Origin of the sequence: Gordonia sp. (in: high G+C Gram-positive bacteria), from assembly GCF_049647785.1 — a bacterium.
Classification (GTDB): domain Bacteria; phylum Actinomycetota; class Actinomycetes; order Mycobacteriales; family Mycobacteriaceae; genus Gordonia.
The window spans coordinates 1-15,208 of the sequence record NZ_JBARYI010000089.1 but is presented as its reverse complement, the minus strand read 5'-3'; the positions used below and the strand labels follow the sequence as shown (position 1 = coordinate 15,208).

Sequence of the window (15,208 nt, the reverse complement as noted above, 5' to 3'; positions counted from 1 at the left end):
GGGCGCCCCTCCTTATTGCTCGCGATTGCTCGCGTTACAGCTTTTGCGCGAACCGCAGTTCTTAGCGGCCGATCGACTTGCCGGACGAACCGAGGTCGTTGCAGGCTTCCACAACGCGCTCAGCCATCGAGGTCTCAGCCTTCTTCAGGTAGCTGCGGGGGTCGTAGACCTTCTTGTTACCAACTTCACCGTCGACCTTGAGCACGCCGTCGTAGTTGCCCATCATGTGACCGGCAACCGGACGGGTGAACGCGTACTGGGTGTCGGTGTCGACGTTCATCTTGATGACGCCGTAGCTGACGGCTTCTTCGATGTCCTCAACCGACGAGCCCGAGCCGCCGTGGAAGACAAAGTCGAACGGCAGGGCGTCGGCGTCGAGTCCGAGCTTGGCAATCGCGGCGTCCTGACCCTCCTTGAGGACGGCGGGGCGCAGCTTCACGTTGCCCGGCTTGTAGACGCCGTGCACGTTGCCGAAGGTTGCGGCCAGCAGATATGTGCCGTTCTCGCCAACGCCGAGGGCGTCGACGGTCTTCTCGAAGTCCTCAACCGAGGTGTACAGCTTGTCGTTGATGGCGTTCTCGACACCGTCTTCTTCGCCGCCGACGACGCCGATCTCAACTTCGAGGATGATGTTGGCTTCGCGGGCCTTCTGCAGCAATTCCTTGGCGATCTCAAGGTTTTCGTCGATCGGCACCGCCGAGCCGTCCCACATGTGCGACTGGAACAGCGGGTTCTGACCGTTGGCGACGCGTTCGCGGGAGATCTCGATCAGCGGGCGGACGAAGGTGTCGAGCTTGTCCTTCGGGCAGTGGTCGGTGTGCAGTGCGATGGTGACGTCGTACCGGTCGGCGACAACGTGCGCGAACTCGGCGAGCGCGACTGCTCCGACAACCATGTCCTTGACTCCGAGGCCGGAACCAAATTCGGCACCACCGGTGGAGAACTGGATGATGCCGTCACTGCCTGCGTCTGCGAAGCCCTTGATGGCAGCGTTGATCGTCTCTGATGAAGTGCAGTTGATGGCGGGGAACGCGTACCCTTCCTTCTTCGCCTTGGTAAGCATCTCGGCGTACTTTTCGGGGGTTGCGATGGGCATTTCACGTCCTGTCGAGCGGTGGATTCGTTCCACACTGAGAATGGGGTACCACCCCAGTTTGCCAGGTCTGCCGCGGGCTTGGGCCGGTCCCCCATCATCGCGGTTAAGGGTTCTCCAAACTTTCCCCGGTAAGGTCAAGCCCTGTGATCGACACTCTTCTCGCCGAGACCACCACAAATGTGGCGCTGATGCCCGGCTTCATGGACCCCTTTAACCTGATCGGCTACTTCGGTGCCGCCGCTTTCTGGGGTCTACTGCTGGTGATCTTCATCGAATCCGGCGTTCTGTTCCCCGTTCTCCCCGGCGACTCGCTCCTGTTCGTCGCTGGCCTTATCGCCGCTGGTAGCGCGACTGCCGAGCATGCGGAGAAGGTCGCCAATTCGGGCTTGACGTTGTGGCCCCTGCTGATCGGCGTGCCGATCGCGGGCATTTTGGGCGGTCAGGTGGGCTACTGGATTGGCCGCTACGTCGGCACTTCTATGTTCAAACCCGACGCCCGCTTCCTGAAGGAGCGGTACATCGAAGAAGCCCACACCTTCTTTGAGAAGCACGGCCCCATCACGATCTTCTTGGCGCGTTTCGTGCCGATCGTCCGCACCTTGGCACCGATTGTCGCTGGTGCGGCACGCATGAAGTTCACGGTCTTCACCATTTACAACGTGGTCGGCGCGATCGTTTGGGGCGCAGGCATCGTCCTCCTCGGCTACTGGCTGGGCCAGTTCGAGATCGTTCAGAAGCTCATCGAGCCGATCTTCATTCTGATCGTCCTGGTGTCTGTGCTTCCGATGGTCATCGAATGGCTCCGCCGCCGCCGCAGCGGCAACGAGCCCGCAGAGATCGCCGAGTAACCCACCGGATTTGTCGCACCCCGTCTGTTGTCGCACTATGTCGCGACATCGTGACAACCCGACGGGGTACGACAACCAGCGTTCGGTTCAGATGATCGGGCCGACGTCCTTCCGCACAATCTCGTCGAACGAGCGCTCTGCGACGGCCGCGATGGTCATCGGCGGATTGCAGGCCGCAGCGGTTCCCGGAATCAGTGCGCCGTCGACCACGTACAGGCCGCGTTGACCTTGGACGCGGCCGACCAGATCGCAGACTGCACCCATGTACCTGTCCCATAATTTCGGCGGCATCAGCATCTACGACATTCGGCAGGTCACCAAACGCTCGCCGAATCCGCAGGTGCCACTGCTCAGCAACCTGTCGTGGGACGATGCAGGCTGGGCCACCCAGCATTCGGTGGGTTGTTCGCCTACGAGTCCCACTATTGCTCGGCCGACCGACCGGTCAATCCGACCGCGCTGGCATGCGGCTGGACGTCGTCTGGCGTTCGCGTGTTCGACATTCGAGATCCGTTGCACGTCAAGGAAATTGCCTATTACGTACCGCCCGCCAGGCCAGCCACTCCGCTCACCGCCTGGAACTCACCGCACACCATGTCGGCGGTGATCGGTGTGCCAGCCTTGAGTGCGCCGTCGATTCGCGACGCCCTGCGCCGCGGCGAGTTTGATCCCGCCCAGGCGCAGAGCAGTCGCAATGGTTTGCTGGTCAGCGACATGTCGAGCGACATGTGCTTCTCCCCGCCGGAGTGGCGCGGCAACAAACTGTACGTGACGTGCTCGGATAACGGTTTCCAGGTCATCGAGCTGACAAATGCCGTCTACCGGGCACCTGCAAACCAGGAAACGACAGTGGGTTCATGACCGCACGCTCAACCGTTATTGCCTGTGTTGGGTTCACCTTTGCCGTCCTCGCTTTTATTGCGGGACTGGCACTTCGGCCCGCAATCCTGAACGAGGCGCCGCGCACGTCGCTGCTGTCACCGATTGAAGTCGGCTACCTGCAAGTTCCTGCAGATGGCTGACGAGCCGATTTCCTCGCCGTCCCCCATGTCGTGGATGCACCGGTACGGCAGCCCCTCGCATCACCACGAGCCCGGACACGAGATGCCGGGGATGGCGACCGACGACGAGGTCGCCTCCCTCGGTGTGCTTACCGGGGTGGAGGCGGAGAACCAGTTCCTGCGCCTTATGCAACGTCACCACTACGGCGGCATCGCAATGACACAGGACCTGCTTGCTTACGGCCCCGCGGTTGGTCCGGTGGTTCGGCTCGCCCGCACCATCTTGAACGCGCAGACCAAGGAGACCGGATTGATCGGTGCCATGCTCGTGGCGAGAGGCGTCGTCGACTCTTAACCCCAGGCCTGATCCAGATCGGCGTGCTGGGCAATCCAGGTGTGCATCACGATTCCGGCGGCCACACCCGCGTTGATGCTGCGGGTCGAGCCGAATTGGGCGATAGACACGGTGAGGTCGGCGCGGTCTTGGGTTTCGTCACTGACTCCCGGGCCTTCCTGACCGAACACGAGGAGGCAGCGGAGAGGGAGTTTGGTGCGCTCCAACGGAACGGAACCGGGGGTATTGTCCACCGCCACGACCGCCAACTCGTTCTCCCGAGCCCATGCCATCAGGTCTTCGACCCGCTCGTGATGCTGCAGGTGTTGGTAGCGGTCGGTCACCATCGCGCCGCGGCGGTTCCAGCGCTTGCGCCCCACAATGTGGACGGTCGAAGCTAAGAACGCATTCGCCGTCCGCACAACCGTCCCGATGTTGGCGTCGTGGCCCCAGTTCTCGATGGCGACATGAAAATCGTGGCGTCGAGTATCGAGGTCGGCGATGATCGCTTCCCGGGTCCAATACCGGTACGCATCAACCACATTGCGGCGATCACCCTCGAGGAGCAGTTGCCGATCAAAACGGGGATCGCCCGGTAGCGGGCCTTCGGATTCTTCGAGCCACGGCCCAACACCAATGGCCGGACCGACGCCCGTCACCCACTCGGTGGGCCCCGCCGCGGGGTCCGCCTCAGGCTCAGGCAAGGCCGAGGTCAGCGAGGTTCAGCAGCGAGCGGTACGGGACGCCGAGAGCGGTAATGACATCGTCGGCACCCGTGGCGCGATCGACAACGGTCGCCACGCCGACAACCTCGGCACCGACCTCGCGGGCCGCTCGTACCGCCTCCGACGGCGATGCCCCGGTGGTCGAAGTGTCTTCGACGACGAGGACGCGGCGACCCACAATGTCCGGGCCCTCGATGCGCCGCTGCATGCCGTGGGCCTTGGCGGCCTTGCGGACGACGAACGAGTCAATGGCGCGCCCCTGCGCGTGCATGATCGATGTTGCGACGGGATCGGCCCCGAGGGTGAGCCCGCCGACAGACACGTAATCCCAGTCGGCAGTGAGTTCACGCATCAGCTGACCGATGAGGCGGCTGGCTTCCGAGTGCAGGGTCGCGCGGCGCAGGTCCACGTAGTAGTCAGCAACCTTGCCCGACGACAGGGTCACCTTTCCGTGCACCACGGCCAGCTCGGTCACGAGCTCGGCGAGGCGGGCGCGGGCGGCACCGTCGACGGCGGGAGTGGCATCAGTTGACGACATATTTAAGTCACCGATTCTCTCTGAGTGGCGCGTCTTGAGGAGACGGCGAGGGCTAGCGGTCGCGGGGGTCGTTCAGCGGAGGCAGATCCGGTGGGCTGAGGCGGTCGCGCGGCGTGCCCGTCGCGGGTCGCGGAGCTGACCGACGGATCGGCGCAATCCGTTCTGCGCTGGGGCGATCGGCACCGGGCCTGGGCGTCGCGTCCATCCGGGAACGGAGCGGTTCATCGAGTTTCGCGGATGCCGCTGCGGCATCTTCCATCCGACGACGGCGGGCCTTGTCGCGGAGCGATTCGGTTTTCTCGTCGGCGAGTTCGTCGTTGGTGGGCCCGTGCGGGTCGCGGGGATCCGGCGCGTCCTGCGGGACCACTGCGGGTGGAAGCACGCGCAGCAGGTCGGCGAAGCGTCGGACGGACTCGAGCGCCACGTCGAGTCGCTCATCATCGGTGGTGACCGGCATGGCACCGAGGACCCAGTTGCCTTCGTTCCACAGGATCTCGACGTAGTTGGGGGTGTCGGTGGCCAGCGCGACCATCCGGCGGTCGCAGATGCGGCGCGCGGCGTCGAGGTTGCTGGCGAACATCACCCGCGACCCCATGGCGCCGAGGAGATCCACATCGTCTTCTGCTGGCGCGAGAACATCCTCGTAGCGAAGGTCGACGGTAACGGCGGACGCTGCGGGGCGACGCACGGCGACGACAGTCGCAGTCTCTTCGAGGTCGAAGACAACAGCTTCGGCACCTTCGTAGAGTCCATAAGCCACATCGCGCACCTGGACGTGGTCCGGCGCGTCCATCACGGCGCGATGGAAGACGGTGCGGAGCTTGCTGTCGGTCTCACGGAACTTGAAGGAATGCGTTTCTCCCCACACAGCACGCTGGTGGTGAACCTGTTGGGACCGGTTCCGATCCAGCCACAACAGTGCGCCCGCACCGGCTAGGGCGAGCGCAGCAATCACGAAATACAGAGTGGCCATCACACGTAGCCTACTATCGAGTGCCCTGCGCTCGCCGAACGACTCGAACATAGAGGAGAATCATCGTCGTGATACCTCAATTCTTGAGTTCTGTGGTGGCTTCGATTTCCTCGTCCGACGTCGAAGCGTTGGCAGTCGCGCTCGTGGCCGCGCCGAGCATAAATCCGGGCGGCACTGAGGAAGCTGCCGTCTCGGTTTTGGCGGACGCCTGCCGCGCTGCGGGTTTCGACGTCACCCTTTCCGAAGTGGAGCCCGGCCGACCAAACTTGGTTGCCACGATCAACGGCGATGCGACCGGCCCGGGATTGATGATTCTGGGCCACTCGGACGTGGTGCCGCCGGGGCCCGGTTGGTCAGCCGACCCGTTTGTCCCCCGCCGGGATGGCGACCTGATCATTGGCCGCGGCACCAGCGACATGAAGGGCGGAATCGCATCGGCAGTGGCTGCCATGTCGGCGATCAAACGCGCGATCGACGACGGTGCCACCGTGTCAGGTCCGATCCGTTTGGTGGTGACTGTCGATGAGGAAGAACACGGCATCGGCATTGCGCACCTCTTGAAGAACCCTCCGCCGGGCACTTACCGCGGGTGCATCGTCGCCGAGCCGACGCGCCTGGATGTGGTCCGCGGATGCCGCGGTGCCTCGTACTTTCAGATCGTGGTGACCGGCCGCGCTGCCCATTCGGGGCGGCCCAGCGACGGTGCCAGCGCCATTGAGGCCGCAGCCAAAATCATCGGCGTCATCGGCGACGACCAACGCGAGATGGCCGCCAACCCCGATCCCCTCCTCGGCTACGGCACCTGGAATGTCGGGACTATCCAAGGCGGGCAAGGCATTTCAGTGGTCGCACCGGATTGCACCCTGGGCGTCGATCGCCGCCTGATGCCGGGTGAGAACGTCGACGATATCGGCCGAGCTCTCGCTGCGCGCATCCGCGAGGCGGGCATCGAGTCCGACGGTATCGCGGTGACGGTGACTCCCACCATGTATCTCCCCGGCTTCGCGACACCCGAAGACGAGCCGATCGTCGTCGAAACGGCGCGAGCCGTCGTCGAATCGGGTGCCACGACTTCCGTCGGTGGTTGGTCTGCGGCGTGTGACGGTGGCTGGACCAGCACTGCGCTGGGCATTCCGACCGTCGTGATGGGCCCCGGCGATATCAACGGTCAAGCACATCAGCCCGACGAATCGGTGTCGCTGAGCGAGTTGGTGACCGCAGCGCAGGCCTACGTTCGGGTGGCGCTCAGCCTTCTGTAGCAGCTTCTTCGGGAGCCACCGGCCGAACCCGAATCCCGATGGTGGCCGACGCCCCGCGGCGCAGTTTGGATCCGAGGATCGTGAGCCGACCCATGATTCCGTACTTGGCGATGATGGCGTCGACGGCCGACTCACGACTGACGATCTCACCGACTCCCGCAACCACGGGCCCCATGGTTTTGCTTCCGTTGACATTGCACGCCTGCACCAGGACGTCACTGTTGCGGCGCAGTCGCTTCACTTTCCACGAGTCGGTAACGCTCCACAGCATCATGTCGTCGCCGTCCGGTGCCGCCCATAGGGGCGACGCGACTGGCGTGCCGTCCTTTTTGTAGGTCGTGAGCATGACGTACTGGGCGGCGGCAACTTCGGCGACGGTGGTCATGGGGCCCAGCGTAGTGCCGAGTACGTTCGTCGGTGAATTTCGAAGTCCGCTCTCACCGCACAAACCGGTAGCCCATCCCGGCCTCGGTAATCAGGTGCTGCGGGTTCGAGGGGTCGGCTTCGAGTTTGCGACGGAGGGCAGCGAGATAGACGCGCAGGTAGTTGGTCTGGTTGACGTAGGTGGGGCCCCAGACGGCGGTGAGCACCTCCCGTTGGCTCACCAGGTTCGGCTCGGCGCGCACCAGGAGTTCTAAAACTCCCCACTCGGTTGGCGTTAGTCGGACCGGAGCGCCATCGCGTAGGACGCGCTTACCGACCAGGTCCACCTCCAAGGCACCCGCATGCACCACGGGCGCCTCGCTTGGGGTGCCGGAACTGCTGCCGCGACGAATGGCGGCCCGCAGTCGGGCCAGGAACTCTTCCATCCCAAAAGGTTTGGTGACGTAGTCGTCGGCTCCGGCGTCGAGAGCCTGGACTTTGTCTGCGGCATCGGTGCGGGCCGACAGCACGATCACCGGGACCGCCGTCCATCCACGCAGTCCCGCGAGCACCGTGAAGCCATCCATATCCGGCAGACCCAGATCAAGCACCACCACGTCGGGCATGTGCTTGCTTGCCGCATCGAGTGCCTGCGCTCCGTTGGCTGCCGTGGTGACCTCAAAACCGCGGGCGCGCAAGTTGATTCGCAGGGCCCGAAGGAGTTGCGGCTCGTCGTCGACGACCAGGACATGTCCGTTCTCGGCCATCAGTTCGCTCCTTCCCCCACCGCTTCTTCAGAGACGGGCAGCAACACCACCATGGTGGTACCGCCGCCCGGCGTCGTCTCCACTCCCAGTGTCCCGCCAATCGCGGAAATAAACCCGCTGGCAACCGACAGGCCCAGTCCCACCCCCGAGGTCATTCGATTCTGGTCACCGTACTGATGGAAGGGCGTGAAAATTCGGGTGCGTTCGTCAATGGGAATCCCGGCACCGTGATCGATCACCCGGATCCGACAGCGCGCGGCATCGGAATCATCGGTTTGCGCGGCGAGGTCGGTACGCACTTCCACCGCGCCCCCACCCCCGTGCCGCACCGCGTTGTCGATGAGATTCGCGAGGGCACGCTCCAGGAGACCGGCATCGGTGCTGGCCCAGTCACATGCGATGTCTACGGCCACGTCGGCCGCGACGGTCGCCGTCGCCCGGTGGATCACTTCGGGCAGATAGGTGCGACCCAACCGCGGTCGGACCACCCCGGCCGCCAGGCGTGACGAATCGAGCAGGTTCCCGACGAGAGCTGAGAGTTGATCGACGGATTCTTCGACTGTCGCGAGAAGCTCGGCCGTGTCTTCTTCGTTGAAGGTTACTTCCGGGCTTCGCAGGCTCGACGCCGCAGCCTTGGCCGCGGCGAGCGGCGTCCGAAGGTCGTGGCTGACCGCGGTCAGGAGGGCGCGACGGAGTTCGTCGGTCCGGGCAAGTTCGTCGGCTTCTGCGGCTTCGGCGGCCAACCGATCGCGTTCGACGGCGGCCGCGACTTGACTGGCGACGGCGGCAAGGACGCGTTGGTCTGCGGCATTCACTTCGGGACCGCGCAACAGCAATTCGTATTCGCCGCCCGCTGCCGGACACACGGTATCGGCCGCGGCCGCCGATTCCGGCGGATTGTCGCCGACGGCGTACTCGGTTGTCTCCCCGCGCCGGGCGACGATCACCGCGCTCTGCTGATAGGTCTCGCGGACTCGCTGCAGCAGGCCGGTCACACTTACGCCCTCCAGCACGGCACCCGAAAACAACGTCAGAAGTTCGGCGTCGCGGCCGGCACGCTGGGCTTCACGTCGTCGGACGGTCGCCGAATCGACCAGGGCCGCCACGGCGATCGCGATGATCAACATGACGACGATGGTGATGACGTTGTCTGGTTCGGCGATCGTGAAAGTGAACCGGGGGTCCGCGAAGAAGTAGTTCAGCAGCAGCCCCGACAGGACCGCCGACAGCGCCGCCGGGACCACGCCGCCGAGAAGCGCGACCGCCAAAATCACCACGAAGAACAGCGACGTCTGGCTGGCGAACGCCACCTTCGACTGGATCAACGACAGCAGTGCCGTCAACGCGATCGGTGCCAAGACCGCCAGAATCCAACTGCCGGGGCGGTGGAATCGGGTCTGGCGGATATCGAGTCGGTTGCGGGGCGCGGAGCCCTCATGGGTCACCATATGCACGTCGATTCGACCGGATTCGCGTACCACTGCGGCGCCGACCCCCTCATCAAACAATCGCCGCCACCGCGACCGCCGCGAGGTTCCGAGCACCAGTTGGGTGGCGTTCATGGCGCGCGCAAAGTCGAGGAGGGTCACGGGCACGTCGTCTCCCACGACGGAGTAGAAGCCGGCGCCGATCCCTTCGGCCATGGCCCGAAGGGCACCGACGTCGGCCGCTCCGCGATCGGCGAGGCCGTCGCCCCGCACCACGTGCGCGACGATCAGTTCGGCACTCGATCGCGACGCGATGCGGCGAGCACGGCGAATGAGTGCCGTCGATTCGGGGCCGCCGGTCACCGCTACAACGACCCGTTCGCGGGCTTCCCAGGTGTCGGTGATGGCGTTCTCGGCGCGGTATTGGGCGAGTTTGTCGTCGACCTGGTCGGCGAGCCACAGTAGGGCGAGTTCGCGCAGCGCCGTCAGGTTGCCCTGCCGGAAGAAGTTGGTGAGCGCACCTTCGATGCGCTCGGAGTGGTACACCTTGCCCGCTGCCAGGCGCTGCCGCAGGGCCTTCGGTTCGATATCGACAAGTTCAATTTGATCGGCGGCACGCACCACTTGGTCGGGCACGGTTTCGCGTTGAACGACACCAGTGATCTGCGTGACGACATCGTTGAGGCTTTCGAAGTGCTGAATGTTGACGGTCGACAAGACATCGATGCCCGCATCGCGCAGGGTATCGATGTCTTGCCAACGCTTGCCGTTCGCCATGCCGGGAGCGTTGGTGTGGGCGAGTTCGTCGACCAGCACCACCGCCGGGGCGCGAGCAATGATGGCGTCCACGTCCATTTCCAGAAGCGTGGTGCCGCGGTATTCGACCGGCAACCGATCAATGACCTCTAAGCCGTCGACCATGGCCGCAGTCGCGGCACGACCGTGGCTTTCGACCAGGCCGACCACCACATCAACGCCGTCGTTGACCAAACCGCGCGCGGTCTCGAGCATCTCGTAAGTTTTACCGACGCCCGGGGCGCAGCCGAGGAACACTTCGAGTTGGCCTCGAGGTTCCTCGGTTGCAGGCATGCCGCCGATGTTATCGGCAGTTGTAGAGGCTTGGTCGGGTCGTGGCATTTGCGAGGTCACGATTCACCTTCTGGACGTTGACGCGACTCGTTCCGAGGAAACCCAACTGCCGCCCGTCAGTATTGGCCGCGATGACCTCGCGGACCCGCCGCTGGGTGAGCCCGGTGACGCGCGCAATCCGCGGGACCTGAATGTTGGCGTATGCCGGGCTGATGTTGGGATCCATCCCCGACCCCGAGCCTGTCACCGCATCGGTGGGCACCTGCTCCGGCGGCACCCCCTCGCGGACGGCGATGGCGGCGCGGCGGGTGTCGATGAGCTTCACCAATTCCGGACTGTTGGGTCCGAGGTTGCTGACCGTCGAAGGCCGATTGTGCAGGAAGGGGTCCGGCGCACCCGCTCGTACCTGCTGGTCGATGCCCAGCAAATCCGATGTGGTGCAACCGCGCGCATCCGTGACGAAGGCCCCCTCGGCCGCCGTTGAATTGATCCGCGAAACTCCCCATACGACCGCCGGATAGCCGACGCCGACGATGACGGTCAGGACCAGCAGCGCTCCCAGCGCGACGACACATTGGCGCAGCAGAGTCCGAATAGTGCTCTTCATAACGGTCATCCCATCCCCGGCAGCAGCCGGACGAGTAGGTCGATGAGCCAGATTCCGATAAACGGCGTCACCACGCCACCGATCCCATAGAGCAGTAAGTTGCGGCGCAACAGGTTGGCCGCGCTGGTCGCCCGATAGCGAACACCCTTGAGTGACAACGGAATCAGCGCGACGATGATGAGTGCGTTGAAGACCACCGCGGAGACCACCGCCGACTCCGCCGAATGCAGCCGCATGATGTTGAGGGCGTCGAGCTGCGGATACACCGAACTGAACAGGGCGGGCAGGATTGCAAAGTACTTCGCGAGATCGTTGGCTAGCGAAAACGTTGTCAGCGCGCCGCGGGTAATCAGCAGTTGCTTGCCGATCGCCACCACTTCGATCAGCTTGGTCGGATCGGAATCGAGATCGACCATGTTGCCCGCTTCTTTAGCGGCCATGGTGCCGGTGTTCATCGCGAGGCCAACATCGGCCTGGGCGAGCGCTGGCGCATCGTTGGTGCCGTCGCCGGTCATGGCGACGAGTCGCCCGCCGGCTTGTTCCTTGCGAATCAGGTCCAGTTTGTCTTCGGGCGTGGCTTGCGCGATGTAGTCGTCGACCCCGGCGGTACCGGCGATGGCCTTGGCGGTGAGGGGATTGTCGCCGGTCACCATGACGGTGCGGATGCCCATGGCGCGCAGTTGAGCGAAGCGCTCGGTCATGCCCGGCTTCACCACGTCGGACAGCTCGATCACCCCGAGAATCCGGGTCCGCATACCGGTTTCGACTCCGACTACCAGAGGTGTTCCGCCACGGTTCGAGATCTCGTCGACCGTTTCGCGGACGTCGGCGGGCATGGTGTGCCCCCATTTTTCGACGGCGTCGGCGGCACCCTTGCGGTACTGGTTCCGGTAGCCGTGTTCTTCCACGTCAACGCCGCTCATCCGGGTTTGTGCGGTGAACGGAACCACCGTGAACAGCGGATCGGTACCCGACCGAGCGGAGGCGACCTCGATATCGCTCAGCGGTGTCACCTCGTAGCGGTCGAGGGCGAGGTCAATGATGCTGCGCCCCTCGGGAGTGTCGTCGGCGAGGCTGCACTTGTAGGCGACGCCGGCGAACTCGACGATTTCCACACCGTCTGCCGGGTGAAACTGCGTGGCGCGACGGTTACCGAAGGTGATGGTGCCGGTCTTGTCCATCAGCAGGGTGTCGATGTCACCTGCGGCCTCCACCGCACGACCGGACATGGCCAAAACGTTCCGTTGAACAAGCCGGTCCATGCCCGCAATGCCGATCGACGACAGGAGCGCGCCGATGGTCGTGGGGATCAAACACACCAGCAAGGCGATCAGTTTCAGGGGATCGGCGGCTTCGCCCGCGTAACCCTGCATGGGGCCGATCGCGACCACGGCGAGCAAGAAGATAATGGTCAGGGCGGTCAACAGGATGTCGAGGGCGATCTCGTTGGGCGTCTTCCTGCGCTCCGAACCTTCCACCAGCGCGATCATCCGGTCAACAAAGGTGTGGCCCGGCTCGGCCGTGATTTGGACAACTATGCGGTCCGACAAGACCACGGTGCCGCCCGTGACGGCCGATCGGTCCCCACCGGATTCGCGGATCACCGGCGCCGATTCGCCGGTGATGGCCGACTCGTCGATCGTCGCGATGCCTTCCACCACGTCGCCGTCACCGGCGATAGTCTCCCCGGCCTCCACGACAATTCGCATGCCGAGCTTCAGGTCGGAGCCGGGGAGTTCGGTAATGCTGCCGTCGTCGTGAAGAACGCGGGCGACAGTATCGCGCTTCACCGCGCGCAGGGTGTCGGCTTGGGCTTTGCCGCGCCCTTCGGCGACAGCTTCGGCGAGGCCCGCGAAAATCACCGTGAACCACAGCCACACCACAACCACCCACGCGAACACCGACGGCTCGATGATCGCCAGGACGGTCGTGATGATGGCGCCCAGGTAGACGACGAACATCACCGGGTTGCGCATTTGGTCGCGCGGTCCCAATTTGCGCAGGGCTTGGGGCAGGGCGGCGATCATCTGGCGCGGATTGAAGGCACCGCTGCCCGCCATGCTGTCGCTGTTGGCGCTGTGAGACTTGCTTGCGTTCATGAGAGTGCCTCTGCGATCGGTCCCAGCGCCATGGCGGGGAAGAAAGTGAGTCCGGCAACCAGGAGAGTGGTGCCCAGAAGCAGCGCGCCGTACGTTAGGCCGCTAGTCGGGAGGACGGCCGAATCGGCTTCGCTATCTTTTGGTCGTTGCTTGGCCAACAGTCCGGCCAAGGCGAGGACCAGGACGATCGGCACAATCCGACCCAGCAGCATCGCGATCCCCAGCGAAATCTGGAACCAATTGCTGGTGGCGGTGAGACCACCGAAGGCGCTGCCGTTGTTGTTCGATGCCGACGCGAACGCATACAGCATTTCGCTGAACCCGTGAATCGCGCTGTCGCTGCCGCGCGGACCGTCGTTGGTGAGGGCATTCGGCGTTGATCCGAGGACCGCGGTGATCCCGGTACCTGCCAGCACCAGGGCGGGCATCACCAGGATGTACAGCGCAGAGACGGTAATTTCCTTCTGGCCGATGCGCTTTCCGAGGAACTCCGGTGAGCGTCCCACCAGCAAACCGCCGACAAAAACGGTGATGATCGCCAACACGAGCAGCGAGTACAGGCCCGTTCCAACGCCGCCGGGTGCCACTTCGCCCAGGAGCATGTTCCAGAGCAGTCCGCCCCCACCCGCCGCCGAGTAACTGTCGTGGGCGGAGTTCACCGCGCCGGTCGAGGTACCCGTCGTGGAGACCGCGAATAGTGCCGAACCGGCGATGCCGAAGCGGTCTTCCTTACCTTCCATCATGGAACCTGCCGCCCGCGAGGCGAGTCCGTCGGTCCGAGATTCAAAGTTCCAGACCAGGGCGAGCATGCCGCCCCAGATAGTCGCCATTACGCCGAGGAGGGTGAGCCCCTGCTTACGGTCGCCGACCATGGTTCCGTACGTGCGGGTCAGGGCGACCGGTATCAGCAGAATCGCGAGCACTGACAACGCATTGGTGACCGGCGTCGGATTCGAGAACGGGTGCGCCGAGTTCGCCGCGTACGTGCCGCCGCCGTTGGTCCCGAGAAGTTTGATCGCTTCTTGGGATGCGAAGGGGCCCAGCGGAATTCGTGAGCCAGCACCGTCGAGCATGGTGAAGTTTGCGGCCACATGCCACGATTGCACCGCTCCCTGGAGCACAAAGATCGCGGCGATCACGATGGCGATCGGGAGCAAGATACGCAGGGTGCCGCGGACAAGGTCGACCCAGAAGTTGCCGATCTCACCGTTCCCGCGACGGCACTTGATTCCCCGAATCAGGGCGACGGCCACCGCCATCCCGACCCCTGCGGACAGGAAATTCTGCACCGCCAGACCCAACATCTGAGTGAGGTTGGTGATGGTCGATTCCGGCGTGTATGACTGCCAGTTGGTGTTGGTGACGAACGAGATCGCGGTGTTGAACGATGTCTGCGGTGACATACCTGACTTGCCGTCCGACCACGGGAGATGGCCTTGGACCCGCTGAAGAACGTAAAGCAGCAGGATAGACACGGTCGTGAAGCCGAGGACCGACAGTCCGTAGCCGCGCCAGGTTTGGCCACTGCGCGGGTTCACTCCGATGACCCGGTAGATAAATCGTTCAACGGTCGAATCGTGGACCGATTGGTAGGTGCGCGCCATGTAGTCGCCGAGCGGCACGTATAGCGCCGCGAGGATCAGCAGGACGAGGGCCAGTTGTAGAAGGCCGGCGGTGAGGTCAGACATTCAGCCGCCCCTAGAACTTGTCTGGGTACAGCAGTGCTGCCACCAGATATCCGACGGTGGCCAACGCCGCGATCAACAGCAGGACGGCGAGCACTCCGGTCCCGGTCATCGCCCCGACCCCCGCTCGAGTGCGTAGAGCAATCCCGCGCAGGCGGCCATCGCGATGAGTGCGATGCCGACCATGAGGACGTCGAGCATTTCCCGCCTCCTAAACCCCACGCCCGCACGCTCGGCGGGCTCTCCTTTCACGGTGATCGCGGCGAAGGTGTTGCGCCAGAGGCTTTAACGCGATCTATACGGGGTGTCGCGCAATCTTGACGCGCTCCTTCACATCGGACTGGTGAGGGCTGTTGTTCCAACGATTTGCGTGGCGACATGCCGCGTGACGCGGCAT

The 15,208-nt window shown here is 64.1% G+C and carries 16 protein-coding genes and 1 pseudogene; 5 read left to right on the top strand and 12 right to left on the bottom strand.

The genetic code is table 11. The features are described from left to right. Positions 1 to 61: 61 nt before the first annotated feature. Positions 62 to 1,096: a class II fructose-bisphosphate aldolase gene (gene fbaA / locus WBA38_RS15360; RefSeq protein ID WP_424323054.1), complete on the bottom strand. Its 1,035-nt coding sequence runs from the start codon at positions 1,094 to 1,096 to the stop codon at positions 62 to 64. 143 nt (positions 1,097 to 1,239) lie between these two features. On the opposite strand from fbaA, the gene WBA38_RS15355 reads away from it, so the two are divergent. Then, a complete protein-coding gene (locus WBA38_RS15355) occupies positions 1,240 to 1,944 on the top strand; it encodes a DedA family protein (RefSeq protein WP_424323053.1) in 705 nt (234 codons plus the stop codon). A gap of 87 nt (positions 1,945 to 2,031) precedes the next feature. Here the strand turns inward: WBA38_RS15355 and WBA38_RS15350 are convergent. Next, positions 2,032 to 2,208, bottom strand: a pseudogene (locus WBA38_RS15350) (GMC oxidoreductase); the annotation flags it as partial. A 99-nt stretch (positions 2,209 to 2,307) separates the two neighbouring features. Between WBA38_RS15350 and WBA38_RS15345 the strand changes: the two are divergent. Genes WBA38_RS15345 through WBA38_RS15335 form a run of 3 tightly spaced genes read left to right on the top strand, consistent with a single transcriptional unit; the run spans position 2,308 to position 3,300 of the window. Next, positions 2,308 to 2,805: a hypothetical protein gene (locus WBA38_RS15345; protein WP_424294677.1), complete on the top strand. Its 498-nt coding sequence runs from the start codon at positions 2,308 to 2,310 to the stop codon at positions 2,803 to 2,805. After that, the gene (locus WBA38_RS15340; RefSeq protein ID WP_424323052.1) at positions 2,802 to 2,966 is read left to right on the top strand and encodes a hypothetical protein; all 165 of its coding nucleotides are present in this window, start codon (positions 2,802 to 2,804) and stop codon (positions 2,964 to 2,966) included. The genes WBA38_RS15345 and WBA38_RS15340 overlap by 4 nt, the downstream gene beginning before the upstream one ends. Beyond that, positions 2,959 to 3,300, top strand: a complete 342-nt coding sequence (locus WBA38_RS15335) for a DUF305 domain-containing protein (protein WP_424294673.1) — start codon at positions 2,959 to 2,961, stop codon at positions 3,298 to 3,300. Before WBA38_RS15340 ends, WBA38_RS15335 begins: the two co-directional genes overlap by 8 nt. On the opposite strand, the gene WBA38_RS15330 is transcribed toward WBA38_RS15335, so the two are convergent. The 3 genes from WBA38_RS15330 to WBA38_RS15320 are packed head-to-tail and all read right to left on the bottom strand — an operon-like array spanning position 3,297 to position 5,515. Beyond that, on the bottom strand, positions 3,297 to 3,983 hold the full coding sequence (locus WBA38_RS15330) for a TrmH family RNA methyltransferase (protein ID WP_424294672.1): 687 nt from the start codon (positions 3,981 to 3,983) through the stop codon (positions 3,297 to 3,299). The two genes, WBA38_RS15335 and WBA38_RS15330, sit on opposite strands and share 4 nt — an antisense overlap. Next, complete coding sequence (gene pyrE / locus WBA38_RS15325) at positions 3,976 to 4,542, bottom strand: orotate phosphoribosyltransferase (RefSeq protein WP_424294671.1); 567 nt, start codon at positions 4,540 to 4,542, stop codon at positions 3,976 to 3,978. Before pyrE ends, WBA38_RS15330 begins: the two co-directional genes overlap by 8 nt. 52 nt (positions 4,543 to 4,594) lie before the next feature. Beyond that, positions 4,595 to 5,515 (bottom strand): hypothetical protein, encoded by a 921-nt coding sequence (locus WBA38_RS15320; RefSeq protein WP_424294669.1) that lies wholly within the window; start codon positions 5,513 to 5,515, stop codon positions 4,595 to 4,597. A 95-nt stretch (positions 5,516 to 5,610) separates the two neighbouring features. Here WBA38_RS15320 and WBA38_RS15315 point away from each other — a divergent pair, with 95 nt between their 5' ends. Next, positions 5,611 to 6,774 carry a M20 family metallopeptidase gene (locus WBA38_RS15315; RefSeq protein WP_424294667.1) on the top strand — a complete coding sequence of 388 codons (1,164 nt, stop codon included), beginning with the start codon at positions 5,611 to 5,613 and terminating at the stop codon, positions 6,772 to 6,774. Here WBA38_RS15315 and WBA38_RS15310 read toward each other — a convergent pair. From WBA38_RS15310 to WBA38_RS15280, 7 genes are read right to left on the bottom strand one after another with little or no spacing between them, the layout of a single operon-like run. Then, the gene (locus WBA38_RS15310; protein WP_424294666.1) at positions 6,761 to 7,159 is read right to left on the bottom strand and encodes a PPOX class F420-dependent oxidoreductase; all 399 of its coding nucleotides are present in this window, start codon (positions 7,157 to 7,159) and stop codon (positions 6,761 to 6,763) included. The genes WBA38_RS15315 and WBA38_RS15310 overlap by 14 nt on opposite strands. Before the next feature lie 52 nt (positions 7,160 to 7,211). After that, the gene (locus tag WBA38_RS15305) at positions 7,212 to 7,904 is read right to left on the bottom strand and encodes a response regulator (RefSeq protein ID WP_424294665.1); all 693 of its coding nucleotides are present in this window, start codon (positions 7,902 to 7,904) and stop codon (positions 7,212 to 7,214) included. After that, positions 7,904 to 10,420 (bottom strand): ATP-binding protein, encoded by a 2,517-nt coding sequence (locus WBA38_RS15300; protein ID WP_424294664.1) that lies wholly within the window; start codon positions 10,418 to 10,420, stop codon positions 7,904 to 7,906. The genes WBA38_RS15305 and WBA38_RS15300 overlap by 1 nt, the downstream gene beginning before the upstream one ends. A 10-nt stretch (positions 10,421 to 10,430) precedes the next feature. Continuing rightward, entirely contained in the window at positions 10,431 to 11,027 is a 597-nt protein-coding gene (locus tag WBA38_RS15295; RefSeq protein ID WP_424294663.1) for a potassium-transporting ATPase subunit C, read from the bottom strand. Positions 11,028 to 11,032: 5 nt separating this feature from the next. Beyond that, complete coding sequence (gene kdpB, locus WBA38_RS15290; RefSeq protein WP_424294662.1) at positions 11,033 to 13,126, bottom strand: potassium-transporting ATPase subunit KdpB; 2,094 nt, start codon at positions 13,124 to 13,126, stop codon at positions 11,033 to 11,035. Then, a complete protein-coding gene (gene kdpA / locus WBA38_RS15285) occupies positions 13,123 to 14,814 on the bottom strand; it encodes a potassium-transporting ATPase subunit KdpA (RefSeq protein WP_424323051.1) in 1,692 nt (563 codons plus the stop codon). Before kdpA ends, kdpB begins: the two co-directional genes overlap by 4 nt. A gap of 10 nt (positions 14,815 to 14,824) precedes the next feature. Further along, a complete protein-coding gene (locus tag WBA38_RS15280; RefSeq protein ID WP_424294660.1) occupies positions 14,825 to 14,923 on the bottom strand; it encodes a potassium-transporting ATPase subunit F in 99 nt (32 codons plus the stop codon). Positions 14,924 to 15,208 lie beyond the last annotated feature (285 nt).

Bases quoted from the DNA above. Each gene is read 5' to 3' on its own strand.
- WBA38_RS15300 (WP_424294664.1), bottom strand. From the start codon at position 10,420: ATGCCTGCAACCGAGGAACCTCGAGGCCAACTCGAAGTGTTCCTCGGC.
- WBA38_RS15280 (WP_424294660.1), bottom strand. From the start codon at position 14,923: ATGACCGGGACCGGAGTGCTCGCCGTCCTGCTGTTGATCGCGGCGTTG.
- WBA38_RS15295 (WP_424294663.1), bottom strand. From the start codon at position 11,027: ATGAAGAGCACTATTCGGACTCTGCTGCGCCAATGTGTCGTCGCGCTG.
- WBA38_RS15310 (WP_424294666.1), bottom strand. From the start codon at position 7,159: ATGACCACCGTCGCCGAAGTTGCCGCCGCCCAGTACGTCATGCTCACG.
- pyrE (WP_424294671.1), bottom strand. From the start codon at position 4,542: ATGTCGTCAACTGATGCCACTCCCGCCGTCGACGGTGCCGCCCGCGCC.
- kdpB (WP_424294662.1), bottom strand. From the start codon at position 13,126: ATGAACGCAAGCAAGTCTCACAGCGCCAACAGCGACAGCATGGCGGGC.
- kdpA (WP_424323051.1), bottom strand. From the start codon at position 14,814: ATGTCTGACCTCACCGCCGGCCTTCTACAACTGGCCCTCGTCCTGCTG.
- WBA38_RS15320 (WP_424294669.1), bottom strand. From the start codon at position 5,515: ATGGCCACTCTGTATTTCGTGATTGCTGCGCTCGCCCTAGCCGGTGCG.
- WBA38_RS15335 (WP_424294673.1), top strand. From the start codon at position 2,959: ATGGCTGACGAGCCGATTTCCTCGCCGTCCCCCATGTCGTGGATGCAC.
- fbaA (WP_424323054.1), bottom strand. From the start codon at position 1,096: ATGCCCATCGCAACCCCCGAAAAGTACGCCGAGATGCTTACCAAGGCG.
- WBA38_RS15305 (WP_424294665.1), bottom strand. From the start codon at position 7,904: ATGGCCGAGAACGGACATGTCCTGGTCGTCGACGACGAGCCGCAACTC.
- WBA38_RS15340 (WP_424323052.1), top strand. From the start codon at position 2,802: ATGACCGCACGCTCAACCGTTATTGCCTGTGTTGGGTTCACCTTTGCC.